Source organism: Cryptosporangium aurantiacum, from assembly GCF_900143005.1.
Classification (GTDB): Bacteria; Actinomycetota; Actinomycetes; order Mycobacteriales; family Cryptosporangiaceae; genus Cryptosporangium; species Cryptosporangium aurantiacum.
Genome location: NZ_FRCS01000009.1, coordinates 112,277 through 135,878, shown reverse-complemented (window position 1 = coordinate 135,878; position 23,602 = coordinate 112,277). Strand labels below are relative to the sequence as shown.

General features: G+C 73.4%; 17 protein-coding genes. 5 read left to right on the top strand and 12 right to left on the bottom strand.

Annotation, left to right across the window (positions count from 1 at the left end; genetic code table 11):
• The first annotated feature begins 57 nt into the window (after positions 1-57).
• Positions 58-597 (top strand): hypothetical protein, encoded by a 540-nt coding sequence (locus tag BUB75_RS27535; RefSeq protein ID WP_073260746.1) that lies wholly within the window; start codon positions 58-60, stop codon positions 595-597.
• Between the two features lie 22 nt (positions 598-619).
• On the opposite strand, the gene BUB75_RS27530 is transcribed toward BUB75_RS27535, so the two are convergent.
• Positions 620-3,619 carry a helix-turn-helix transcriptional regulator gene (locus BUB75_RS27530; protein WP_073260745.1) on the bottom strand — a complete coding sequence of 1,000 codons (3,000 nt, stop codon included), beginning with the start codon at positions 3,617-3,619 and terminating at the stop codon, positions 620-622.
• 19 nt (positions 3,620-3,638) lie between these two features.
• A complete protein-coding gene (locus BUB75_RS27525; protein ID WP_073260744.1) occupies positions 3,639-6,503 on the bottom strand; it encodes a helix-turn-helix transcriptional regulator in 2,865 nt (954 codons plus the stop codon).
• Positions 6,504-6,668: 165 nt separating this feature from the next.
• Here BUB75_RS27525 and BUB75_RS27520 point away from each other — a divergent pair, with 165 nt between their 5' ends.
• Positions 6,669-7,637 (top strand): alpha/beta hydrolase, encoded by a 969-nt coding sequence (locus BUB75_RS27520; protein ID WP_073260743.1) that lies wholly within the window; start codon positions 6,669-6,671, stop codon positions 7,635-7,637.
• Positions 7,638-7,728: 91 nt separating this feature from the next.
• On the opposite strand, the gene BUB75_RS27515 is transcribed toward BUB75_RS27520, so the two are convergent.
• On the bottom strand, positions 7,729-8,667 hold the full coding sequence (locus BUB75_RS27515) for an NADP-dependent oxidoreductase (protein ID WP_073260742.1): 939 nt from the start codon (positions 8,665-8,667) through the stop codon (positions 7,729-7,731).
• 25 nt (positions 8,668-8,692) lie between these two features.
• Positions 8,693-9,076, bottom strand: coding sequence for a helix-turn-helix domain-containing protein (locus BUB75_RS27510; protein WP_073260741.1), 384 nt, complete (start codon positions 9,074-9,076; stop codon positions 8,693-8,695).
• Positions 9,077-9,158: 82 nt separating this feature from the next.
• On the opposite strand from BUB75_RS27510, the gene BUB75_RS27505 reads away from it, so the two are divergent.
• On the top strand, positions 9,159-9,977 hold the full coding sequence (locus BUB75_RS27505) for a class I SAM-dependent methyltransferase (protein ID WP_073260740.1): 819 nt from the start codon (positions 9,159-9,161) through the stop codon (positions 9,975-9,977).
• Here BUB75_RS27505 and BUB75_RS27500 read toward each other — a convergent pair.
• The 6 genes from BUB75_RS27500 to BUB75_RS27475 form a co-directional block, all read right to left on the bottom strand.
• Positions 9,937-10,527, bottom strand: a complete 591-nt coding sequence (locus BUB75_RS27500) for a TetR/AcrR family transcriptional regulator (protein ID WP_073260739.1) — start codon at positions 10,525-10,527, stop codon at positions 9,937-9,939. The two genes, BUB75_RS27505 and BUB75_RS27500, sit on opposite strands and share 41 nt — an antisense overlap.
• 1 nt (position 10,528) lies before the next feature.
• Positions 10,529-10,972, bottom strand: a complete 444-nt coding sequence (locus tag BUB75_RS27495) for an SRPBCC family protein (RefSeq protein ID WP_084741799.1) — start codon at positions 10,970-10,972, stop codon at positions 10,529-10,531.
• On the bottom strand, positions 10,969-11,442 hold the full coding sequence (locus BUB75_RS27490; protein WP_073260738.1) for a (2Fe-2S)-binding protein: 474 nt from the start codon (positions 11,440-11,442) through the stop codon (positions 10,969-10,971). The genes BUB75_RS27495 and BUB75_RS27490 overlap by 4 nt, the downstream gene beginning before the upstream one ends.
• Complete coding sequence (locus BUB75_RS27485) at positions 11,435-12,310, bottom strand: FAD binding domain-containing protein (protein WP_073260737.1); 876 nt, start codon at positions 12,308-12,310, stop codon at positions 11,435-11,437. Before BUB75_RS27485 ends, BUB75_RS27490 begins: the two co-directional genes overlap by 8 nt.
• Positions 12,307-14,631 carry a xanthine dehydrogenase family protein molybdopterin-binding subunit gene (locus tag BUB75_RS27480; RefSeq protein WP_073260736.1) on the bottom strand — a complete coding sequence of 775 codons (2,325 nt, stop codon included), beginning with the start codon at positions 14,629-14,631 and terminating at the stop codon, positions 12,307-12,309. The genes BUB75_RS27485 and BUB75_RS27480 overlap by 4 nt, the downstream gene beginning before the upstream one ends.
• A 116-nt stretch (positions 14,632-14,747) precedes the next feature.
• Complete coding sequence (locus BUB75_RS27475) at positions 14,748-16,094, bottom strand: helix-turn-helix domain-containing protein (protein ID WP_143175432.1); 1,347 nt, start codon at positions 16,092-16,094, stop codon at positions 14,748-14,750.
• A 204-nt stretch (positions 16,095-16,298) separates the two neighbouring features.
• Between BUB75_RS27475 and BUB75_RS27470 the strand changes: the two genes are divergently transcribed.
• Positions 16,299-16,829, top strand: coding sequence for a hypothetical protein (locus BUB75_RS27470; protein WP_073260734.1), 531 nt, complete (start codon positions 16,299-16,301; stop codon positions 16,827-16,829).
• 33 nt (positions 16,830-16,862) lie between these two features.
• Here the strand turns inward: BUB75_RS27470 and BUB75_RS27465 are convergent, their stop codons facing one another.
• Positions 16,863-18,587, bottom strand: a complete 1,725-nt coding sequence (locus BUB75_RS27465; protein ID WP_073260733.1) for a cholesterol oxidase substrate-binding domain-containing protein — start codon at positions 18,585-18,587, stop codon at positions 16,863-16,865.
• Between the two features lie 139 nt (positions 18,588-18,726).
• Between BUB75_RS27465 and BUB75_RS27460 the strand changes: the two genes are divergently transcribed.
• Complete coding sequence (locus BUB75_RS27460; RefSeq protein ID WP_073260732.1) at positions 18,727-22,272, top strand: serine/threonine-protein kinase; 3,546 nt, start codon at positions 18,727-18,729, stop codon at positions 22,270-22,272.
• 10 nt (positions 22,273-22,282) lie between these two features.
• Here BUB75_RS27460 and BUB75_RS27455 read toward each other — a convergent pair whose 3' ends face one another.
• Positions 22,283-23,569: a protein kinase domain-containing protein gene (locus BUB75_RS27455; RefSeq protein ID WP_073260967.1), complete on the bottom strand. Its 1,287-nt coding sequence runs from the start codon at positions 23,567-23,569 to the stop codon at positions 22,283-22,285.
• Positions 23,570-23,602: the final 33 nt, after the last annotated feature.

Genomic DNA, 23,602 nt, shown 5'->3' with positions numbered 1-23,602 from the left:
GGTGCTGGATTCGCCATTTCGGCAGGCGGGTGTTGACGGCTGGGCTAGACAGGGACGGTGGAACCCGAGCCGATCCGCGTCGTGCAGGGCCCGGACGGGCCCCGCGTGGCCGCGCACAACCCGGACGCGCTGCGCGGTTCCGGGTGCGCGACCGCTGTGCTGCTGATCTTCTTTCTCGTGCTGTCCACGTTCTTCACCGGCGGAGGCATCAGCCTGGTTCTCGCCGGCGAGTGGGCCGGTCTGCCGTTCGCGGTGGGCAGCGGATACGTGCAGGTCGGCGTCGCGCTGATCGTCTGGGCGAACCGGGTGGTGGCGCGCAGCCTGGACCTCGGCGGAACCGTGACCGTGCGAGCGGTGGCGCGCGCGTACCGCGTCTACCACGGCGTCCGAGCCGGGTGTTTTGTCGTTCTGGGTGCGCTCGCCGCGATCGGGCTGGTCATCGTGTTCGTCGGCGCAGCCGACGGGAAGAGCCCGGTGGTGCTGGGGTTGATGCTGCTCCCGGCGGCGCTCATGGCCGGGCTGCTGCTGATCGTCGCCGGGCTCACACGTGCGCTGTGCCGCTCGTACGAGCGGCACTACCCCGTCCTGACCGGCTGAGTCGCCAGCCGTGCGCGCCTCGTTAGGAGGTCTCGTCGGCCAGCACCGTGCGGAGCTCGTGGCGGCGGGTGATCCCGAGCTTCGGGAAGACGCTGTAGAGGTGCGCACCGACCGTCCGCGGGGACAGGAACAGCCGCTCGGCGATCTCCTTGTTCTTCAGCCCTTGCGCGGCGAGCCGGACGATCTCCCGCTGCTGCGGTGTGAGCGCGGTGAGCACGGACGCCTCGGGGCGCGCGCTGCGGTCGAGGCCCTCCCCGGCGGCGCGGAGCTCCAGCTGGGCCTGTTCGGTGGCCGGGACCGCGCCCAGCGCGTCGAACGTGTCGCGGGCCGCGGAGAGCACCGCCCGCGCGTCCAGGGGCCGTCGCCGCCTGCGTAGCCACTCGCCGTAGTGCATCCGGGCCATCGCGCGCTCGTACGGCCACTGCTCCCCGGCCGGGTCCACGGTGGCGAGCCGGAACGAGCGCTCGGGGTCGGCGTCCTCGTCGACCAGCGCGGTCGCGTGGTGCAGCAGCAGCCGCATCCGGGTGGTCGGCTCCGGGCCGCAGGCCTGCCGGGCCTGCTCCAGCACGACCAGGGCGTCGGCGCGCCGGTCGGCCCGTGCGGCGGCGGTGGCCAGCTCGGCGATCGCGCGCAGCGAGTGGAACGGGTGCAGCGGCTCGCCGTGCGGGTCGAACAGCGACCGCAGGTGCCGGTAGGCGGCCCCGTAGTCGCCGGTGCTCATCGCGGCGAGCCCGCGGGCGCGGGCCAGCCGGGTGTGGACGGCGAGGTTCTCCGGCAGGCTGAACCGGGGCCAACCGCTCTCCAGCACGCGGTGGGCATCGGCGCCCTCGCCGCGCAGGGCGTGGAGTGCGGCGTGCAGCGCGGCGACGACGGACCGGGTCACCGGCAGGTCGTGCACGGTGGCCAGGTACTCCGACTCGGCCAGCACCCGCTCTGCCTCCGGCCACCGGCCCAGGTCGGTCAGCGCGCCGACCAGCACCGGCAGCCCTTCCAGCCCGGCGCCGTCGGCACCCGACTGCCGCCGCCGGTCGCAGGCCTGTCCGATCGTCGCGGCGGCGGTCGCGGACTCGTCCTCGTACCAGGCCGTGGTGCCCATCATCATCAGCCGGTGGATGTCGGCGATCGACTCGCCGGACTCGAGGAGGTCGGCCGGCAGCGGCGCTTCCCAGAGCCCGCGCCCCGCGCGGGCCGCGGGGTCGATCACGGCCCGGATGAACGTGCGGGTCAGCTCCGCTGACGACGTCGCCGCCCGCGCCGCCCGCGCCGCCCGCCCGCCTCGCCGCGCTGCCGCGGCGCGCGGGGCGTCACCTGCGGCCGCGGCGTCCCGCGCGGCCTGAACGGCCTCAGGGGCCGGCGCGGCTGATGCAGCGCGCGCGCCCGGCGCGGGTGAGGCGTCCTCCCCTGCCGCGGCCTCCCGCGCGGCCCGAACGGGCTCGGGAGCCTGCGCGGCTGTTGCGTCCTGCGCCGCTGCGGCTTCGGCGGTGGCGAGCATGTGGCGCAGGCCCTCGGTGTGCTCCGGCAGGCCGCTCAGGCCGGTGATGATCGCCGCCGCGTCGACCAGTGCGAAGAGGTCCGCCGCGGCCGGCGGCGGGTTGTCGCGGAACACGGCGGCGAGCAGGTCGAACGCCTCGCGCTGCCGCCCGGACCGGGCCAGCGACACCGCCGCCGCACGGGCGGCCGGGCCGAGGAACGCCGGGTCGGTGGTGATCCGGGCCAGCTCGGCGTGCAGCTCGCCGACCCACTCGCGTGCGCCGGAGTCGCGCGCGGTGAGGATCGCCCGCACGTACCGGCGGGCGGCGTCGGCCGGGCCGGGTGAGCGGCCGGCCGCGCGGTGCAGCGCGGACGCCGCGTCGTAGAGCGCGCCGCGACGGATACCGGCGTCGGCGGCGGCCTCGATCTCGGCGGCGAGCGTCTCGTCCGGCCGCCCGGCCGCGGCCGCGAGGTGGCGGGTCCGGTCCAGGTCGTCGGGGACGACCGCGGCCAGGTCGCGGTGCGCCCGGCGGCGGGCGGACGCGGAGGCCGCGCGGTAGACGGCCGGTCCGAGCAGCGGGTCGACGAACGTGACGCCGCTGGCCCGCACGGTGACCAGTCCGGATCGGAGCGCCGGTGCCCAGGCGGACATCTCGGTGACGCCCGCAGCGGCGAGCAGCGTGCGCGGCTCGGTGGTGCCCGCGGCGGCGGCGGCCAGCAGGAGGAGCCGCTGGGTGAGATCCGGCAACGCGTCGATTTGCGCCAGTTCGGCCCGCGGCCGCGCGGCCGGAGGACCGACGACGAACCCGGCCCCGAGGCCCGCAGCCGCAGCCGGAGGACCGGCCATCAGTCCGGCTGCGGCGGCCGCGGCCAGGTCGACGAGCGCGGCCGGGGAACCCGCGGCGCTCCGGAGGATCTCGGCCCTGACGTTCCCGGCCGGCCGGACCGGCTGCGCGTCGAGTACCCGTGCCGCCTCGGCCGGGCTCAACGGCGCCAGCAGCAGCGACGGGACGACGTCGGCCCAGTCCGGGAGCCCGTCGACCCCGGCGGTCGAGAGCGTGGTGATCGGTGCGGCGGGCGCGGTCCGGACGATCTGGTCGAGCAACGCGAACGCCTCGGCACCGTACTGGTCGGCGTCGTCGGCGGTCAGCAGCAGCGGCGTCCGCCGTGCGGCGCGAACCAGCGCCGCGACCAGCACGGCCGGGTCACCGTCCAGACCTGCCTCCGCGGCGCCACGCGCGTCCCGGCGAGCGCCCTCGGCCTGGCCACCAGAGCCGCCGCCGGGCTGTGCGGCGAGCTCAGGGGCGAGCGACCGGATCAGCCGGGCCAGGCCGTCGCGCCCGGACAGCGACAGCACCCGCCGCGGCCCGGACCGGAGCGCGTACTGGACCGCGACCCGCAGCAGACGGCTGCGGCCGGAGCCGGGCGCACCGGTCAGGAGCAGGGCAGACGGTCCGCGCCGCCCCACGTCCAGGCATCGGCGAATGCGGTCGAGTTCCCGATCTCGACCGATCAAGTCGGCGGACGGGTCGGACGAGGACGAGGGTGGCACGGAACGGGACTCCCCGGAATCAGGACGTGGGTAACACGTCGGGAAGCTGGTGCCGGCTCGCCACCTCGAGAACCGGGTAAATACGGTACAAGTGGGACCCTACCGTCCGGGCCGAGATCGAGAGCCGCTCCCCGATCTGCTGGTTGGTCAGGCCGTCGGCCGCGAGGCGGACGATCTGCTGCTGCTGTGCGGTCAGCCGGTCGAACCGCGACGCCGCGGTCGAGGAGCTGCCCGCTCGCAGGTGACGTCGCGCCTGCTCGGCGTGCCCCTCGGCGCCCAGGTGCTCGAACGCGTCCGCGGCCTCGCCGAGCAGCGGCGTGGCCTCCGCGGGACGCCGTCGCTTGCGCAGCCACTCGGCGTACCCGAGTTGCGCCTCGGCGTACTCCAGCGGCCAGTGCTGTGCGTGCATCGGGTCGCCGAGCGCGGCGCGGAAGTGCTCCTCGGCCTCCGCCTCGTCGCTGAGCAGCGCACGGGCGTGGTGCAGCAGGGCCGCGAGCCGGGCGGTGGGGCGCGGCCCGGCCACGCGCTCGCACGCGGCCAGGACGCCGTCGAGGTCGGCGCGCCGCCCGGTGCGCACCGCGCACCACGCGAGCTGCGGCAGCGACCGCGGCGACAGCGTGTCGTGAAGTGGCCGGCCGTCGGCGGCGAACAGCGCCCGCAGGTGCCGGTAGGCCGCGTCGTGGTCCCGCGCCGCCATCGCGGTGAGGCCCGCCGCGCGGCGCCGCAACGCGATCACCAACGCGTTGTCCGCCGCCTCGACGCCGACCGCGCCGGCCCGAGGAGCAGCATCGGCCCGGCCTTCAGGATCGGCCCGGCCGCCAGGGTCAGTCCGGCGAGCAGGGCCGGTCTGACCAGCACGGTCGGTTCGGCCGGTGGGGGCGGTGGGGGCGGTGCCCAGGAACGCGCTCGCGTCGGCGACCTGGCCGCGGAGCGCGGCGATCGTCGCCCGGAACGGCGGCGCGGCGGCCAGCACCAGCGTCATGTCGCCGACCGCGGCGAACGACTCGGCCTCGTCGAGGACGGCGGTGGCCTCCGCCCACTGTCCGGCGTCGATCAGGGCTTGGATCAGCAGCAGCGACCGCACGGCGACCGAGCCGAACGAGCCGATCTGCCGCTGACCGGCGAGAACGGCCCGGAGCGTCGCGATGGTCAGCGCCGTGTCGTCGCCCAGCCAGGCGATCGAGCCGACGAACAGGAGCCGCGCCACCTCGGCCAGGCCGCTCGTCGGCGCGGCCAGCGACGCCGCGGACCGGCCCCGGTTGCGATCGGCGTAACCGGCCGGGTCCGCGACCGCGCGCACGAACGCCGCCGCGACCCCGATCGCCGGGAGCGGGATCATCGTCTCGCCGAGCGGGCCGCCGTGCCCCGGGTCCACCGCGGACAGCAGCCGCGGGAGCGCCGCGCGCTGCGCGGGGACACCGGAGAACAGCGCCGCGGTGGCGGCGATCGTCACCGCGGTGAGCCCGACCTGCCCGTCCCCGGGCCGATCGTGGACGACCCGGGTGGCGAGCGCGAACGCCTCGTTCCACTGCGCGGCGTGGGTGAGCGCGAGCGCGGCCCCACAGGCCGCGACGCCCCGGACGTCGGCCCCCCGGACGTCGGCCCCCCGGGTGTCGGCCGTGCGGGTCAGGGCGTCGACGCGCTCGGACAGCTGCACCGCCCAGGACGGGTCGCCGGCCCGGTACGCGGTGTAGACCGCCTTCGCGTAGCGGCGGGCGGCGTCCTCGTCGGCGGGGCTGCGCTCGGCGGCACGCTGCAGGGCCTCGGTGGCCTCGAAGAAGCCTCCGCGGCCGGCGGCCGACGCGGCGGCGTCCTCCAGCAGCGCGGCGACGGACTCGTCCGGGCCCGGGGTGGCCGCCGCCAGATGCCAGACGCGCTGGTAGGCGTCGTCGGCCTGCGCGGCCAGGTCACGGTGGACCTGCGCGCGCTCCCCCTCGGACGCTTCGGCGTAACACGTCGTGCGCAGCAGCGGATGCCGGAACCGCACCTGGTCCCCGGCGATCGTGACCAGGCCCGCGTCCTCGGCGGGTTCCCAATCTCGCAGGTCGTCGGGGGTTCCGGCCGCGGCCAGTATCGTCCAGACGCTGTCCCGGCCCCAGGCCGCCGCGGCGTAGAGCAGCAGTCGCCGGGTCGGCTCGGGCACGGCGCGCAGCTGGGCGGCGAACGCCCGGTGGAGGCGCCCGTCCGGCAGCGGCCCGGTGGCCTCCAGGGTCCGGTCGCCGGTGGCGCCGACCGCGCGGCTCAGCTCGACGACGGCCAGCGGGTTCCCGTCGCTCTGCCGGAGGATCTCGCCGCGCGCCCAGCCGTGGGGTGCGGTGGGCTGCCGGTCGAGCAGCGCGGCGGCGGCCACCGCGGAGAGCGGCCCCAGCTCGCAGACCGGCCCGGGCTCACCGAACGGCAGGGTCTCGGCGGCGATCAGCGGTGGTACCACGTCCCGGGCGGCCAGGACGACCGCGACCCGCTCACGGCGCAGGCTCCGCAGAACGAGCGCCAGCAGGCGCAGCGAGTCCCGATCGGCGTTCTGGACGTCGTCCACCAGAAGGAGGACCGGGTTCCGCGACGCGAGCCGCCCCAGCAGGGCGAGGATCGCGTGCCGCAGGGCCAGCGGATCCACCGGAGCGGCACCGTCGAACAAACCGGACAGCTCGGTCGGCGCTAGCAACCGGCGCAGCGCACCGTACGCGTCGTCACGATCGGTGTCCGCACAGGACACCGTCAGTACCGTGCGCCCGTCCGCGCGGGCCCGGTCGCGCGTGGCCAGCAGCAGCGCGGTCTTGCCGATCCCGGCCTCGCCGACCACGACGAGTGTCGCCGCCGCGGTCCGGCTGCGCTCGAGCACAGCCGAGACGTGTGCGAGTTCCCGCGCCCTCCCGATCAGGCCCATACCACCACGGCGGTCATCGGTCGTTCACCGTCGGGTAACCTTCGCACAAGCCTGCTCACCTGCAGAAATGTACCTGATCACGGAGCGGGCCCGGTCGGCTACGACCGGCGGCGGGAAAGCGTCGTAGTCTCGACGCGTGAGCGTGGGAACGACGAGGAGGCTCGGGTGACCGACGAGGCACGACGTCGGCCCTCGGTGGTCCTCGATCCTGCCGTGCGGGACCTGATCCGGGCCTCGGCGCACCCGCCCTACCTGGACGAGATCGGTCCGGTCGACGGCCGCCGCGCGCTGGAGGAGGCGCAGGGCCGCGCGCCCGACGACCCGCGGGTCGACGCGCAGTTCCTGGTCGCACCGGTGGGACCATCCGGTTTGGTCGGTTTCTGGCTGTTCCGGCCCGTCGAGGTAGCGGAGACACCCGGTGTCGTCGTGTACCTGCACGGCGGCAAGTGGATGCTCGGCGACGCGCACACCCACGCCCGCCTCGTCACCGACCTCGTGCTGTTCACCGGCGCGGCCGTCGTGGTGCCGGAGTACACGCGGACGCCGGAGGCGCGCTACCCGGTGGCGATCGAGGAGGTCTACAGCCTCGTCGTCTGGCTGGCCGAGGCCGGTTCCGGCCTCGGCGTCGACGTGTCCCGGCTCGCGGTCGCCGGTGACTGCGCGGGCGCGACGATGGCCGCGGCCGTCACGATGGTGGCCAAGCGCCGCAGCGGGCCGCCGATCCGGGCCCAGCTGCTGTTCTACCCGCTGCTCGATCCCCGGTGCGACTCCGCCTCGCAGGCCGAGTTCGGCTCCGGCTACCTGCTGACCCGCACCGCGCTGCGGCGCTACTGGCAGCAGTACTGCGACGATCCGCGGCAGCTGGCCGAGCCGACGGCCGCGCCCGGGCGCGCGTCGGTGGACGACCTGGCGGGTCTGCCGCCGGCGCTGGTGGTCACCGCCGAAGCGGACGTCACGCGGGACGAGGCGGAGGCGTACGCGGTCCGGTTGCGGGAGGCCGGGGTGGACGCTGCCGCCGTGCGGTATTTGGGCACCGTGCACGACTTCGTGTCGCTCGCGGCGCTGCGGCACTCGCCGGTGTCGCGGGCCGCGATCCGGCAGGGTGCCGCGTTCCTCGAAGAACATCTGGCTTAGGTCGCTGCCCAGGTCGCGGTGGCGCGCGTCCCGGAGCCCCACCAGATCCGCTCGGCCAGTCTCCATGTCCCCCGGAACACTAGTTGATCGCTCAACCATTCCCGCGGACAGGGTCGTTCACCAGCACGATCTTGCCACGCGTATGACCGTCGGCCAGCGCGCGGTAGGCGTCGCGGACACGGTCGAGCGGGTAGGTCGCGGCGATCGGCACGTCGAGCTCACCGGCGGCGGCGAGCGCGGCCAGTTCGGCGATGACCTCGATCCGGCCGCCGACCGCGTTTCCGTCGCCCTTCACGCCGTACTTCTCCACCGCGGCGAAGTCGACCACCGTGTCGATGCGCTCCGGGCTCAGGCCCAGCTCACGCAGGCCCCGCTCCACGTACCCGCCGCCCACCGTGTCGAGCAGCGCGTCGGGTTTGCCCACCGCCGCGATCCGCTCGGCGACCCCCTCGCCGTACGTCACCGGGACGACGCCGTGCGCGCGGAGCCAGTCGTGGTGACGCTCGCTCGCCAGCCCGACGACCGTGGCCCCGGCGCGCTTCGCCAGCTGCACCGCGAGCGAACCGACGCCACCGGCCCCGCCGGCGACGACCACGGTGTCACCCGGCGCCACCGCAACCGCGCGCACCATCGCCCACGCGGTGGCACCGACGACGTAGAGCGAGCCCGCCACCTCCCACGACAGGCCGGCCGGCTTCGCGGTGAGCTCACCGACCCCGACCAGCACGAACTCCGCCTGAGCCGCCCGCTGATCGGTGAACCCCAGCACCTCGTCACCGGGGGCGAACCCGGTGACGCCCGGCCCGACCTCGGCGACGACGCCCGCCAGATCGCTGCCCTGCCCGGACGGGAACGTCGCCGGCCACCGGTCGTGCAGCAGCCCCGCGCGGATCTTGGCCTCGCCGGGGTTGACCGACGTGGCCCGGACCTCGACGAGCACCTGGCCGGCGCCGGGCACCGGCCGCTCCACGTCGACAACCCGCAGCACGTCGATGTCGCCGTACTCGCTGAACCGCACTGCCTTCGGCATGTTTCCTCCCTCTCTGTGCCGGTGCCTACTCGCCGGAACACGACCGGAGCAACCGCTGGAACGACGGGCACTCCAGGTGCCGCGGCGCGGGACACCGGGCGGCGTGCCGCAGCGAGTCCCGGAGCACGCCGAGCCGCTCGATCGTGGCGTCCAACTCGTCGGCCTTCTCGGCAAGCATGCCGCGGTCGATCCGCGGCTCGGCGTCCGGACCGAAGAGGTGCAGCATGTCGTCGAGCGAGAAGCCCGCGGAGCGCCCGAGCGCGATCAGCGCGAGGCGCTGCAGGACACCCGCGTCGAACTGGCGTCGGAGGCCCCGCCGTCCGGTCGAGGCGATCAGGCCGCGCTCCTCGTAGTACCGCAGCGTCGAGGCGGGTACTCCGGAGCGCGAAGCGACCTCACCGATGTCCATTCCGCGCCTCCGGGGTTGACTTCAAGCCGCCTTGAAGTAGAACAGTGTGCTCTCCGGACCGCGTCTACGCACGGGAGGACCCATGGAAACGACCGACGAGCAGGCAACGCAGTGGAACGGCACGAAGGGCAGCGCCTGGGTGTCCCTGCGCCCGGTGCTCGACGACATGTACCGGCCCCTGGAGGAGCTGCTCGTCGACGTCGTCCGCGACCGGGCGGGCGCCACCGTCCTCGACGTCGGCTGCGGCGCCGGGAGCACCACGGTCGCGCTGGCCCGGCACGCCGGGCGCTGCGTCGGGGTCGACGTCGCCGAGCCGATGATCGCGGCGGCGCGCACCCGCCCGGACGCTGCGGCGGCCGAGTTCCTCCGCGCCGACGCGCAGGACCACCCGTTCCCGCCGCGCACGTTCGACACGGTCGTCTCCCGCTTCGGCGTCATGTTCTTCGCCGACCCGGTGCGGGCGTTCACGAACCTGCGGCGCGCGGCCACCGACGACGCCGTGCTGCGTCTGATCGTCTGGCGGCCGGCCGAGGAGAACCCGTTCATGACGACGGCCGAGGAGGCCGCCGCGCCGCTGCTGCCGAACCTGCCGGTCCGGCGTCCGGGCGAGCCGGGGCAGTTCGCGTTCGGCGACCCGTCGTACGTGCGGGACGTGCTGGCGCGCAGCGGCTGGGCCGACGTCGCCCTCCGGCCGATCGACGTACCGTGCGCGTTCCCGGAGAACCGGCTGGTGGACTACTTCACCGGGCTCGGCGCGGTGGGCCTGGCGCTGCCCGAGGCGGACGACCGGACGCGCGACGCGGTGATCCGGACGGTGCGGGCGGCGTTCGAGCCGTTCGTCGACGGCGCCGAGGTCCGGTTCACCGCGGCGTGCTGGATGGTCGATGCTCCAGTGCGGTGAGGTGCTTCGCGACCAGCGCGAGGATCTCGTCGTGGCCGGTCGACATGCCGATCGCGCGCTCCATCACGGTGGTGCGCGCGATGCTCGACAGCAGCAGGGCCAGCGCGGCGGGCGGCAGAACCTCGGCCGGTACGCCCGCCCGTTCGAGCACGCCGGTCAGCGCTTCGACCTGGGCGGTCCGGAACTGCTCGGCGTAGCGTCCGATCTCCGCGCGGATCGTCTCGTGGTGGCTGGCCAGCCCCATGAACTCCATGGTCAGCGCCGTTCCGGCGGTGTCGGTGCTGAACTCCCACAGCGCCCGCAGCGGCTCCGGCGACGCGAGGGCCTCGGCTTGCCGCCGCAGCCCCGCCTCGGCACGCCGCCGGAACACCGCGAGGAACAGGTCGTCCATCGTCCGGAAGTAGTAGTGCACGAGCTGCGGCTTCAGACCGGCCGCGCGGGCCACCCGGCGGGACGTGACCGCCGCGTGGCCCTCCTCCAGCATCAGCCGCTCCGCGGCGTCCAGCAGCACGTCGCGATTCTTCGCCCCGGGTCCGGCGATCCGCCGCATCTCACTTCTTGAGTTCGATCTCGAGGTTCGCCGCGAACTGGCCGATCAGCGTTCCGGCGACCTCCGCGAGCGCGCCGCGGCCGAACTGGGCCGGCTTGCCGGTGATCGCGAGGTCGGTCTCCACGTGCACGTCGGTGCTCTGGTCGGTGCCCGCGAGCCGGACCGTGACCGCGGCTTTCGCGGTGCCGTTGCCGCGGGTCTCGCGGCCGGTGGCCTCCAGCACCGCGACCTTCGCGTCCTCGTCCTGCGAGACGAACGTGACGACGCCGTCGTAGAGCAGCGCGATCGGCCCGAGCTTGACCTTGAGACGACCGCGGTAGCGGTCGCCGTCCCGGCCGGTGAGCGTCGCGCCCGGGACGCACGGCGCGATCCGCTCCAGGTCGAGCAGCACCGCCCACGCCTCCGGCGGCGAGACCGGGATCGTCAGCGTGTTCTCCAGCTTCACGACGCCCCCTCCGCCGCCGCCCGCACCGCGGCGAAGATGCCCTGATAGCCGGTGCAGCGGCACAGGTTCCCCGACAGTCCCTCGCGGATCTCGTCGTCAGTGGGATCGGGGTTGTCGCGCAGCAGCGCGGTCACCGAGATCACGAATCCCGGCGTGCAGAACCCGCACTGCAGGCCGTGGTGGTCGCGGAACGCGGCCTGCACCGGGGACAACTGACCGTCGGCCCCGGCGATGCCTTCGATCGTGGTGACCGCCGCACCGTCGGCCTGGACCGCGAACACCAGGCAGGCCCGGACCGCTTCGCCGTCGAGCAGCACCGTGCAGGCACCGCAGACGCCGTGTTCGCAGCCCAGGTGGGTGCCGGTCAGACTGCAGTTGACCCGCAGGTAGTCGGCGAGCGTGAGCCGCGGCGGCACGGTGTCCCGCCGCACGCTGCCGTTGATCGTCAGCTCGATCGCGACGTCAGGCATGGCTCGCCTCCCGGAGGGCGTTCTGCAGGGCACGGTCGACCAGGGCCGCGCCGACGCGAACGCGGTACGCGGCGGATCCGTGCAGGTCGGACGGGACGGATTCCAGCCCGGACAGTGCTGCCCGGCCCACCTCTGCGGTGTTCACTTCCTTGACGGCGGCGCCCACCAACTCGGCCTCGATCTCGGCCGCGCGGACCGGTGTCGCGCCGACCCCGAACAGCCCGATCCCGCAGCGGCTGATCCGGGCGTCTTCGTCGAGCGCGACGGCGACCGCCGCGCCGGCGATCGCGAAGTCGCCGTGCCGCCGCGCGAACTCCTCGATCGCGAAGCCGCTGCGGGCTCCCCACGACGGGACGTGGACCCCGGTCAGCAGTTCGTCCGGTTCCAGCGCCGTGCTGAGGAACCCGGTGAAGAACTCGTCCGCGGCGACCGTGCGGCTCCCGCCCCGCTTCGCGACCTCGAGCCGTGCCCTCAGCGCGACCGCGACGGCCGGGTACTCGGCGGCGGCGTCACCGTGGGCGATCGAGCCGCCGAGCGTGCCGCGGTTGCGGATCTGGAAGTGCCCGATCAGCGGCGTCGCGCGGGCCAGCAGCGGTGCCACCGCGGCGACGTCGGCCGACCGCAGGACGGTGCTCTGGGTCGTCGTGGCGCCGAGCCAGAGCCCGTGGTCCCGGCGGTCGGTGCCGCGCAACTCCTCGACCCGCCTCAGGTCGATCAGGTGGTCGACGTACGCCAGCCGCAGCGCGAGCATCGGGGTCAGGCTCTGCCCCCCCGCGATCGGCTTCGCCTCGTCGCCCAGTTCGGCGAGGAGGCCGAGGGCCTCCTCGAGGCTGTCCGGTGCGTGGTACTCGAACGCGGCGGGCTTCATGCGCCGGTCCCGTCGATTAACGCCACTATGGACGCCGGGGAGAGCGGCAACCGGGTGATCTCCGCCCCGAACGGTGTCAGCGCGTCGGCTACCGCGTTCACCACCGCGGGTGGAGCACCGATCGCACCGCCCTCGCCGACGCCCTTGTAGCCGCCCTCGCCGGGGCCGGGCGTCTCGACGTGGCCGTACTCGATGATCGGCACTTCCGTGCTGGTCGGCAGCAGGTAGTCCATGAACGTCGTGGTCAGCGGGTTGCCGTCGGCGTCGTAGGCCGCGTGTTCGTAGAGCGCACCGCCGATGCCCTGCACGGTGCCGCCCGCGATCTGCCCCTCGACGACGTTCGGGTTGATCATCGGGCCGCAGTCCTCGCTGACGATGTACCGCAGGATCGTGACCGCGCCGGTCACCGGGTCCACCTCGCAGGTGCAGACGTGGGTCGCGTTCGCCCAGATCATCATGGACTGCGCCTGGTACCGGCCGCTGGCCTCCAGCCCGGCCTGCACACCGGGCGGGAGCTGCGCGGTGTTGAAGTACGCGATGTCGGCGATCTCGGCGAGCGAGATCCCGGCCCCGGGTGCGCCCTTCACCCCGGCGACCCCATGGGCGAGTTCCAGGTCCTCGACCGCGGCCTCCAGCTTGTGCGCGGCGATCGCCAGGATCCGTTCCCGCAGCACCGCGGCGGTCTGCGCGACCGCACCCGCGATCATCGAGCCCGACCGGCTACCGCCGGTGCCGCCGCCGAACGGCGTCACCGCGGTGTCGCCCTGGATCGTGTTGACGTCCTCGATGTCGACGCCGAGCGCGTCCGCGGCGAGCTGGACCGCCGTCGTCTCCAGGCTGTTGCCGCTCGAGCCGCCCGAGACGTACACGTTGACGGCGCCGGACGGCTCGATCCGGATCGTCGCACCCTCGGTGCCGAGGAACCCGTGGCCGCTGGTGGTCGGCTCGATGTAACTGCAGGTCCCCACACCCAGGTAGCGGCCCTCCGCACGAGCGGCCGCCTGCTCCCGGCGGAACGCGTCGTAGTCGAGGATCTCGAGCGCGTGCTCGAACGTCTCCAGCGGTGTGACGTCGCTGTACGGCATCCCGTTGGGGTTCGCCATCGGCATCTCGTCCCGCCGCAGCAGGTTCCGGCGGCGTAACTCGACCGGGTCGATGTTCATCCGGCGGGCCGCGGTGTCCAGCAGCACCTCGCGGGCGAGCGACTCGTACTGCCACGGCCCCCGGTACGGCGCGCGGGCCGTCGTGTTGGAGAACACCGACCGGCAGGTGAACGTGGCCGCCGGCACCCGGTACGGCCCGGGGTACAGAATTCCGACGACCGCGGCGGTCTGCACCGGCCAGGGCACCGGGTACGCGCCCGCGTCCTGCACGTGGTCGATCGACGCCGCCAGGATCCGGCCCTCGTCGTCGAACGCCATCCGGGCGGTGCCGTGCTCGTGGCGTCCCTGGCCGGCCGACGCGAGGTTCTCCTGCCGGTCCTCGATCCACTTGATCGCGACCGGGACCTTGCGGGCCGCGATCATCAGGCACATGTCCTCGCGCTGCGGGACGGTCTTCTGCCCGAATCCGCCGCCGGTGTCCCGCATGACGACCCGGACCTTGTGTTCCGGCATTCCGAGCGTCCGGGAGCAGAACAGCCGAACCTCGTGCGGTGACTGCGTGGACGCCCAGATCGTCATCTCGCCGGTCGGCGCCGAGTACTCGACGACCAGCCCGCGGGTCTCCATCGGGACGGCCGCGTAGGCCTGCTGGTACAGCGTCTGATCGACGACGTGTGGGGCGCCCGCGAAGATCCCGGCCAATTCCTCGGCGGGACGTCCGCCCAGCTCACCCGCGATGTTGCCGGGGTAGTCGGCGTGCACGCGGTCGTCGGAGCCCGCGGCGGCCTCGTAGTCGACGAGCGGCTCCAGCGGGTCGTAATCGACGAAGACATGCTCGGCGGCGTCCTCGGCGACGTACCGGTCGACGGCCACGACGAGCGCGACCGGGTCCCCGACGAAGCGCACCTCGCCGTCGGCCAGCGGGGGTCGCGGGGTGTCCGGGACGTGCCGCCCGATGATCGAGTACCAGTGGTCGACGACGTCGGCGTTCAGGTCCGCGGCGGTGAACACCGCGTGGACCCCGTCGAGCGCCAGCGCCTCGGACGCGTCGATCTGCAGGATTCGGGCCCGGGCCATCGGGCTGCGGACGAAGTGCGCGTGCAGCATGCCCGGTCGCACGACGTCGTCCACAAAGGTGCCGTGGCCGGTGAGTAGGCGCAGGTCTTCGACCCGCGGGACGCGAGTGCCCGCGTAACGGGCGGCGGCAATGGGTGGCATCAGGCTTCGCTCCTCCGTTCGCTGTGCGAGTGCTCAGCGCTCGGTGCTGTGCGACTGTCTAATGCCTCCCGAGTAACGCCGTCAAGAGTTTGCGGACAGTTGTCGGAGAAACCGGGTCACTGCCAGTCCTCGATCGGCCAGAGCCGAACGTCTCCGTCCGCGTACGCGACCGCGAGCGTGCGGCCGTCGAGCGCGTACGCCACCGACGTCACCGGCGCGTCGCCGGACAGGGTGTGCACCTTCCGGCCGGTGGTGACGTCGCGGATCGAGACGTCACCACCGCTGTCCGCGCACGCGATGCTGTTGCGGATCAGCGGATGGAACGCCAGCGCGGTGAGCTCCGCCGGACCGCCGAACTCCCGCACCAGCTTTCCGTTACTGGAGTCCCACACCCGGACGGTGCCGCCCCGGTGCCCGGTGACCAGCGTGTTCGGCGTCAGCGGGTCGAAGAGGAGCGACACCGTGTGGTCGGTTCGGCCGTGCAGCGTGCGAACCTGGGCGCCGGTGTCGGTCTCCCAGATCGTCACCGGGCCGTCCTCGCTACTCGTCGCCAGCCGGTTGCGGGTCAGGGAGTCGAACGTCATCAGCGTCGCCGGCGGGCTCGTCAGTGTGATCCGCCGGAGGAGGGCGCCGGTCGTGGTGTTCCACAGCGTCACGTACCCGGCCGAGTCGGCGACCGCGAGGACGTACCGCTCGTACGGGTCGAACGCGATCGCGGTGACCCGGCCGTTGCTCCGATTGCCGACGCTGTAGCTCGGCCGGCCGGTCTCGGTGTCGAAGATACGGACCAGTCCGTCCGCTCCCCCGACCGAGACGACGTGGCGGTTCAGTGCGTCGAAGGCCGCGGTCGTCGCGCGCACGTCTCCGCCCCCGAGCGCGTGCGTCGTCGTCCGCCGCTCGGTCGTGTTCCAGATCCGGACGCCGCCGGGGCCGGCGACGAACAGCTCGTCCGGGGTGAGGTGCGCGAAGCCGACGAGGCGCGATCCGCCCGGCTCGCCACCCAGCGTGGGCGGGCCGGAGTCCGGGGATCGGAGCGCGACCCCGAGCGTGAGCGCGACCGCCAGGAGGACGGCGCTGACGCCGACGCCGGCGAGGAACCAGCGGCGGCGGCGAGCGACCGGGGCGTCGGTAGCCTCGGCCGCTACATCCTCGTCGGCAGGGGCCTGCAGGGCCGGGCCGGTCGCCGCGCGGGCTTCGGCCAGCTGCTCCTGGACGCGTTCCCACCGGAAGCGCCACGTCTGCGGGTCGCCGTCGCAGGCCCGGACGTAACCCTCGACGGTCTCCCACCGGGGAAGCTGGTCGCCGCCGGAGGCCTCGGACAGCGCGGTGCGCGAGCGTCCGCTCCGGCGGGCCATCGCAGCGAACGTCGGCTTTCCTGCTTCTTCGCGAAGCTTGCGCAGTTCGGCCGCGAACGCCTGGATCGGCCCCGCGGTTGGATCAACAGCGCGTTCCGAGCGTGGCACGTAGCACAGCGTCGAATAAACCGTCGCGGAGAGCAATAGACCGTCGCCGACCCGACGCGGACGTTCCGCCCGGTACGACAGTGGCCGGAGTAGTCGGTCGCGGGTGCCGCGTGCGCTCGACCGACCGGCGCGGCTGCCGCTGGAGGGGGCGGCAGCCGCGCCGACCGCTCTCCGGGCCTGCGTCGTGCGGTCTACCGTGCTGACGTGGCCACACTGCTGGAGCAGCTGCCTGCGCTACTGGGAGTCCTCGTCGGAGCGGCCGGGTCGCTCGCCGTCGCGACGATCGGCGACCGGGCGCGTTTCCGGCGCGACCAGGACAGCCGCTCCCTCGAACGCCGGCTGGCCGCCTACCGCGACTACAGCCGCGCGATGAAGTCCAACGTCAACACGATGCTGCGGGTCGCCGCGCAGATCGGCGAAGATCCGCGCCCGCATCCTCATCCGCTGGCGCCCGAGGCCGGCGAACTGCTGCTGGCCGAGTCGGTCGAGGCCCGCGACCTGGCCTGGGAAACGCTGCTGCTCCTCGGGTCGGCCGAAGTGCTCGAGGCCGCGTCGGCGTGGTTCGGTACGGTGGCCACGCTGGAACGCTCCGCCCGCGACGCGACACGCGACCCGGTCGCGTGGGACGAGTCGGTGAACCGTCAGTTCGACGCTCGGATGGAGTTCTACGCGGCGGCGCGCCGCGATCTCGGCTTGCAACCCGTCCACCAACCGGCACGCCCGCTCGAAGGATGAGCGGGCGCCGGGGTGGACGCGGGATGCCTCTGCCTACGGCAGCAGCGTGTCGAGGAACGTGTTGCTGAATATTCGGTGCGGATCGGCGGCGTTGAGCGTCGCCCGCGCCGTGTCCCAGTTGTCACCGGCCGGCTGGCCGGCCCGCAGCGCGGCGGGGATGCGGCCGGTGAGCGCGGCGGTGTCGGTCCAGGCGCCCGCCGGGGTGACCGCCCAGGCCTTCGACCACTCCGGCCGCACGGTCGCGTAGTCGCCGCTGTAGTTCGCGACGATCCAGGATTCCATCTCGGCGTAGAAGCTGTCGGCGTCGGGCGTGCCCGGGATCGTGCCCATGTCCAGCCAGACCACCGCGTTCCAGTCCGGGCGGTCCGGGCGCGGACGCGCGGCCGAGAGTTGCGGGCTGACCCCGCCGCCGCTGACGTCGGCCGGTGTGTCGACGCCGGTCACCCGGATCTCCACCGGCCCGTTCATCGGGAACTTGCCCTGCGCCTGATAGGCGCTGATGCGCGCCTGGTAGCGGACGTAGAACTCGTGGATCACCCGCTGGACGTTCGCCCGCGACGTCAGGACGGCGTAGCCGGCCTCGACGATCCGCAGCGTCGTCGGCTGGACGTAAAGCAGGAGGTTCTTCGACCAGCCCCAGATGTCCCAGGTGCCGGTGACGATCAGGCCGGAGCCGACGACCGAGATCTGGAAGTTCTCGAACGCGGGTGTTCCGCTGGTATCACCGGCGACGATCCGGGACAGGAAGTCGCTCTGCTCCTCGGACAGGAAGTTCGCGAACGTGTACGCGTAGGGCGCGCTGACCGAGCGGGAGAGCACCGGCTTGGAGGGCGCGATCGTCCAGACCTTGAGCCACGGCCGATCGGTGAACGGGAACCAGATCGCTTCGATGCGTCCGCTCCGGGCCAGGTAGCTCTCGATCGTCCGGCCGCTCGTCCCCGGCGCGGCGAACAGCGTCGCGGTCGGAATGTCGTAGAAGCTCTGGCAGCGCAACCGCGTGTTGGCGCCGACCTGCAGCACGGCGCTGACCACGAACGCCCGGCCGAGGTGGACGAGGAACGCGGCGATCTGCGGCTGGGTGCGGGTGTAGGTCTTCAGGACGTACGCGCCCGCGGTGGCGTCCCAAGCGACGACGGTCAGCGAGAGGACGAGGTTGCTCAGCGTCCCGTAGCTGGTGCCGGGGATCCGTGTCTCGCCGTTCGCCGGGACCGCGGAGCCGTGGGCGCCGATCGCGAGGACACCACCGACCGTCAGGTTGCCGGGTGCGGTCAGCGCCGCGAGGCCGTAGCCGGCGTTCTCCAGCGCGACCGTCAGCTGGTCGATGGTCGCGCCCGCCTGGACCGTGACGCGTCCGCTGCCGACGCTGATCCCGCGGAGGTGTTTGGTCAGGTCGACGAGGACGACCTTGGTGACGTCGGCCCCGGCGGGCAGCAGCGTGGGCGCCCAGCCGTGGCTCATCCCTTTCGGACGGACCCGGTAGCCGTTGGCCCGGGCCCAGTTGGCGACCGTGACGACGTCCGCCGGGGTGGCGGGTGCGCAGGTCCAGACGTCGGCGAGGTCGATCTCGCCGGACCAGTTGACGTAGGCCTGCTGGTAGAGCTCGATCCCGGCGGGGAAGCTCGGCGGAGCCGGGATCGTGGCGGCCGCGGCGGGGAGCGTGAACGCTTCCCCGGCGAAGCCGGCGGCGGCCAGCGCGGCCGCGCCTCGGAGGACGGTGCGGCGGTGTAGGGGCCGGTCGAACGGGCGTGCGGAACCCATAACCACTCCTCTCGTCGTTGAGAAGTGCCCGACCAAGCAATTGCTTGGGGACGCACAAGCTACTCCTGCGACGCCTCGGCGTCCATGGGTTCCGTGTGACCGCGCTCGTCAGGAGAATGGCCACCCGGGAGGGTGAGCGATGGAGTGGCGGCCCGGTGACCGGATCATCGATCTCTACGACGTGCTCGGTGTGCTCGGCCGCGGCGGGATGGGCGTCGTCTACCACGTGCGCCACCTCGGCTGGGAGACCGATCTGGCGGTCAAGAGCCCGCATCCGGAATTCTTCCGTGGCGAGGCCGACCGTGAGCGGTTCGTCCGCGAAGCCGAGACCTGGGTGTCGCTGGGCCTGCACCCGCACGTCTGCGGCTGCCACTACGTCCGCACGCTGGACGGGGAGCCGCGCGTGTTCGCCGAGTACCTCGACGGCGGCAGCCTGCGCGACTGGATCGACGACGGGCGGCTCTACCGGGGCGGCCCGGCGGATCGGCTGTCGCGGGTGCTGGACTTCGCGGTGCAGATCGCCTGGGGACTCGACCACGCTCATGCCCGGGGCCTGGTGCATCAGGACGTCAAGCCCGCCAACGTCCTGCTGGACCGCAGCGGCACCGCGAAGGTGAGCGACTTCGGGCTGGCGCGGATGCGAACCGTGCCGGCGGCCTCGGTCGAGCAGGGCGGCAGCGGAGCGAGCGTGCTCGTCGAAGGTGCGGGTATGACCCCGGCGTACGCGTCGCCGGAGCAAGCGGCAGGCTTACCGGTGGGGCGTCGCACCGACGTGTGGAGCTTCGCGGTCAGCGTGCTGGAGATGTGCGTCGGCGGCGTGTCCTGGATGGCCGGTCCCGCGGCCGGGCTCGCGCTGGCCGACGCGCGGGACGGTCACGACGACCATCCGGTGCCGATCCCCCGCGCGCTGGCCGACCTGCTGGCGCGCTGCCTGGCGGACGACCCGTCCGAACGGCCGGCGTCGATGCGCGCGGTGGCGGCCGAGCTGATCGAGATCTGGGCCGCCGCGACCGGCGGGCGTTATCCGCGCGCGGCGTCGTTACCCGCCGAGCTCCGCGCCGATCAGCTCAACAACCGCGCGCTGTCCCTCCTCGACCTCGGCCGGCCGGAGGAGGCGGAGGCCGCGTTCGCCGAGGCTCACCTGGCCGACCCCCAGCACCCGGAGGCGGTCTACAACCTGGGCCTGCTGCGCTGGCGTACCAGCCGCGGGACCGACCAGGATCTGCTGGACGCCCTGGAGCGGGTCCGCCTGAGCGCCGGCGACTCGACCCGCGTGCTGCGTCTCCTCGCGGCCGTCCACGTGGAGCGGGGCGATCGGAACGCGGCGATGCCGCCGCTCGACGCGGCGGCCCGGCTCTCGCCGAACGACAGCGAGGTCGCGCGGACGCTGCGGTCGGCGAACGCGGCCACGGTCGTTCCCGCGCGGCTGCTGGGCTCCCTCGAGGTCGGTGGCGAACCGAGCGCGCTGAGCCTCAGCGCTGACGCCACGATCGCCCTGGCCGCCGGGTGGAGCGAGCGCGGAACCCGGCGCGGACGCCGGTCCCCGCACGGGAAGGGCCAATCCCAGGTGTTGCTGTGGCGGACGTCCGAGCCTGGGGCACAGCCGCTGGACGGCTACGACCGCACCCATCGGGTCCGGGCGGCGGCTTTGTCCGCGGACGGCCGAGTCGCGGTCTTCGACGGCGGTCGCCCGCACGAGTTCGGCGGTCCCGGGTGGGTGCACCTCTGGGACACCGCGCAGGTCCGGCGGGAGGGCACGATCGCCGCTCACCCGCTGGGTGTGGAGTCGCTCGCGGTGAGCGCCGACGGCCGCGTCCTGCTGTCGGCCGGGTGGGGTCACGGCCGCAACGGCAGGGAGTCCGGCGAGAACGACGTGCTGTTGTGGGAGCTCCCGTGGGGCGGCCGGCCTCGCCGGCTCGGCACCGCGCACAGCTGCCGTCTGATCGCGGGCGGCGTCTCCACGACCCACGCCGCCCTCAGCGCGGACGGCCGGTTCGCGATGTCCGGAAGCGACGTGATCGACACGCCCTCCATCTGGAACACCGCCACCGGCTCCGCCACGCGGCTGCCCCGCGCGGACACCGTGGTGGGTGCGGTGGCGCTGAGCGCGGACGGCCGGCTCGCGCTGACCGGTGGTTCCGACCAGACGCTCGGGCTGTGGGATTCGGAGACCGGCCGCTGCGTCCGGGTCCTCCACGGCCACACGAGCGACGTGAATTCGGTGGCGATGAGCGGTGACGGCCGCTACGGGCTGTCCGGCAGCGACGACAAGACCGTGCGGCTGTGGGAACTCGGTACCGGCCGCTGCCTGTACACGCTGCGGCAGGACGATACTTCCCACGGTGTCTGGCTCGTGGCGCTGAGCGCCGACGGCCGGCATGCCCTGACCGGGGCGGACGACGAGGTGCGGTTCTGGCGGCTGCCGGTCGGGGTGCCCGGTTCGTTCGAACTGTGCCGGCCGCGGTCCCACGCCGAGCTGGCCGGGGTGGCCGAGCGCATCACCACGATGCTGGACGACGGCGAGCAGGCGATCACGGCCGGGCACTACCCGCACGCGCTGACCGTACTGACCGAAGCGCGCGACACCCCCGGATACGAGCGGGCGCCCGACGTTCTCGCGGCCTGGCGACGGCTGGGGCAGGTGACCGAACGCATCGGACTCCGCGGTGCCTGGCCGGTGCGGGTCTTCGAGGGGCACGAGGGTGCGATCAACGCGTCGAGCCTCGGCCACCGGCTGGCGGTCTCGGTCAGCCGGGACCAGACCATGCGTGTCTGGGACCTGGAGAGCGGCCGGTGTGTGCGCACGCTCGACGTCGGCCCCACCGACGACCTTTTTCCGGGCTCGGTGGCGCTCAGCCACGACGACCGGACCGTGGTGTTGGCGCGCGGCGGGCGGTCCGTCGAGGTCTGGGACGTGGACTCCGGCCGACGGGTCCGCACCCTCGACGGGCATACCGCCAATACCCGCCGGATGGAGCTGCGCGCCGACGGTGAGGTCGCCGTGTCCGCGTCCCTCGACGGCACCATCCGCACCTGGGAGGTGGCGACCGGCCGGTGCACCGCGACGATCGAGGCCTGTCCGCCCCATGGGCTGTCGACCGAAGGGGGTGGTGTCTACGGCCTGTCGGTCTCGGCCGACGGCCGGCTCGCGCTGTCCACGACCAGGGACAACGATGCCGGCGTCACACTGTGGGATGTCACGACGGGGCGCCACCTGCGAACGTTCCGGGAACGCGGGTCGACCCCGATGGCCGTCACGTTCACGCCGGACGCGCGGCAGGTCGTGTCCGCCAACGCTGACAAGACGATCCGGATCTGGGACACCGCCACCGGTCGCCGCCGGCACGTGATCGACGCGCAGAGCGTGATCTCGACGATCCACGTGACGAACGATGGCCGGTTCGCGGTCTCCCGCGGTGTGCCCGAGCTGGGCGGCCCGGTCGTCACGCACCCGGACGAGCTGCGTGTCCAGCTGTGGGACCTGCGCACCGGCCGACGCCTGCGCACGCTCGACGGGCACACCGACACGGTGCGGACGCTGAGCCTGAGCCGCGACGATCGGTACGTCCTGTCCGGCGGCAAAGACCGAACGGTACGGCTGTGGGAGCTGGACTGGGACCTGCGAGTCCCCGGGACGCCGAAGGAAGGGCGCGGCCTACTCGGCCGATTCCGCACCGGACGGTGAGCGTCAGCTGCTAACGGAGAGCGGAGCGCAGCGCGTGCCGCAGGTCGGCCGCGGTCGCGATGCCGGGTTGGGGATTCTCCTCCAGCGCCCGGTCGATAACCTCCGCGAGCGCCGCAGGCACCCCCGGATCGCGGTCGCGGATCGGCACCGCGGGATCCTGCAGGACGATCAGCCACGGGTCACGGCCCGAGGAGAAGTCGCGGGGAAACTCCCCGGTGAGCGCCTGGTAGAGGCAGGCCGCGAGGCTCCACACGTCGACCTCGGGCCGGGCTTCGCGGAAGTTGATCATCTGTTGCCGCGGCAGGTAGACCGGCTTTCCTGCCACGGCGCCGGTCCGGGTCAGCCCCGAGAGGCCGGCTTGGTCGAACGCCTTCGCCAGCCCGAAATCCGCGATCTTGGCCATCAGCTGATCGCCCGTGCCGGTGAGCAGAATGTTGTGCGGGCTCAGATCACGATGCACGATGCCCTGCGCGTGGGCGTACTCGAGTCCCTCCAGCGCCTGGACCGCGATCTCGACGGCCTGACGGACCGGTAACGTCCCGCCGGCGCGCTCCAGGAGAGCGTCCATGCTGCCGCCGTCGCAGTACTCCACCGTGAAGTAGAAGCCGCCCTCGGCGGCGCCTGCCTCGTACAGCGCGGCGACGTGCGGGTGGCGTAACTGCCGGGTGACCTCGGTTTCCCGGAGAAACTGCTCCCGAGCCTTCTCGTTCCCGGCGACTCGCGGCAGCATGATCTTCAGAGCGACCGGCGTGCCGCCCGACCGGCTGGCGAGGTAGACCGCCCCGTTGCCACCGCGGCCGAGTTCGCGGAGCAAGGTGTAGCCCGCGATCGAGGCGAGCCCGGGACGCCGGGCGTCGGCGGCCGCGAGAATACGTTCGGCGACCGCCCGCGGATGGGCGTCGGCGGGCGCTTCGGGTTCTCGAGCGGAGACCGGCTGCTCGATGCTGACCCGGAAGGTCGTGTCACCCACCCGAAGTTCGTCACCGTCGGCCAAGTCGTGCTCGGGGTAGACCTCACCGGCGGCGTCTTCGGCGCTGCGCCCCGGCGGACGCCTGCCGATCCGCACGCCGTTCAGGTAGGTGCCGTTCAAGCTGCCGAAGTCGCGGACGCGCGCGGCCGGCGGGTTGAGGTCGAGCAGGCAGTGGTGACGAGAGACCCGGCGGTGGTGTTCGTCGTCGGGCAGCTGTGGCCGGCAGCCGTCGGCGCGACCGATCACACAGGTGGTTCGCTGGTCGAAGACGTACTCGTCCGGCTGCAACCGGCCCGTGACGACACGGAGAACGATGGTCGCGGTCACGACATCGTCGATCCGGGCACCGAGGGTCGCATC

Bases quoted from the DNA above. Each gene is read 5' to 3' on its own strand.
- BUB75_RS27485 (WP_073260737.1), bottom strand. From the start codon at position 12,310: ATGAAGCCCGCCGCGTTCGAGTACCACGCACCGGACAGCCTCGAGGAG.
- BUB75_RS27480 (WP_073260736.1), bottom strand. From the start codon at position 14,631: ATGCCACCCATTGCCGCCGCCCGTTACGCGGGCACTCGCGTCCCGCGG.
- BUB75_RS27460 (WP_073260732.1), top strand. From the start codon at position 18,727: ATGGAGTGGCGGCCCGGTGACCGGATCATCGATCTCTACGACGTGCTC.
- BUB75_RS27515 (WP_073260742.1), bottom strand. From the start codon at position 8,667: ATGCCGAAGGCAGTGCGGTTCAGCGAGTACGGCGACATCGACGTGCTG.
- BUB75_RS27525 (WP_073260744.1), bottom strand. From the start codon at position 6,503: ATGGGCCTGATCGGGAGGGCGCGGGAACTCGCACACGTCTCGGCTGTG.
- BUB75_RS27490 (WP_073260738.1), bottom strand. From the start codon at position 11,442: ATGCCTGACGTCGCGATCGAGCTGACGATCAACGGCAGCGTGCGGCGG.
- BUB75_RS27510 (WP_073260741.1), bottom strand. From the start codon at position 9,076: ATGGACATCGGTGAGGTCGCTTCGCGCTCCGGAGTACCCGCCTCGACG.
- BUB75_RS27465 (WP_073260733.1), bottom strand. From the start codon at position 18,587: ATGGGTTCCGCACGCCCGTTCGACCGGCCCCTACACCGCCGCACCGTC.
- BUB75_RS27500 (WP_073260739.1), bottom strand. From the start codon at position 10,527: ATGCGGCGGATCGCCGGACCCGGGGCGAAGAATCGCGACGTGCTGCTG.
- BUB75_RS27505 (WP_073260740.1), top strand. From the start codon at position 9,159: ATGGAAACGACCGACGAGCAGGCAACGCAGTGGAACGGCACGAAGGGC.